This is a genomic window from Mesorhizobium sp. M1A.T.Ca.IN.004.03.1.1 (genome assembly GCF_003997555.1).
Taxonomy (GTDB): domain Bacteria; phylum Pseudomonadota; class Alphaproteobacteria; order Rhizobiales; family Rhizobiaceae; genus Mesorhizobium.
On record NZ_RZTV01000069.1, the window covers coordinates 1 to 384 of the forward strand.

The window sequence follows — 384 nt, forward strand, 5'->3', positions numbered from 1 at the left end:
GATCGTCGGCAGCGGCCTTGCGGGGCTGATGACCGCACTGACGTTGGCGCCCGAACCCTCGGTGATCGTCACCCGCGCCGCCCTTGGCGCGGAGACGTCGAGCGCCTGGGCGCAGGGCGGCATCGCCGCCAGCATGGGCGCCGACGACAGCGCGGCGCTGCACCTTGCCGATACGCTTGCCGCCGGTGACGGGCTCTGCGATCCCGTGACCACCACCGGCATCATCGCCGAAGCACCAGCCGCAATTGCCGCGCTGGAGCGAGCCGGTGTGCGTTTCGACCGGAATGCCGCCGGCCAACTGTCGCTCGGGCTGGAGGCGGCCCATAACCGCCGCCGCATCGTCCATGCCGAAGGCGACGGGTCGGGTGCTGCGATCATCGCCGC

At 71.9% G+C, this 384-nt stretch carries 1 protein-coding gene; it reads left to right on the forward strand.

Annotation, left to right across the window (positions count from 1 at the left end; translation table 11 throughout):
* Position 1 precedes the first annotated feature (1 nt).
* Positions 2-384: FAD-binding protein (locus EOD29_RS30715; RefSeq protein WP_245475487.1), on the forward strand; the 383-nt coding region annotated here is incomplete at its 3' end.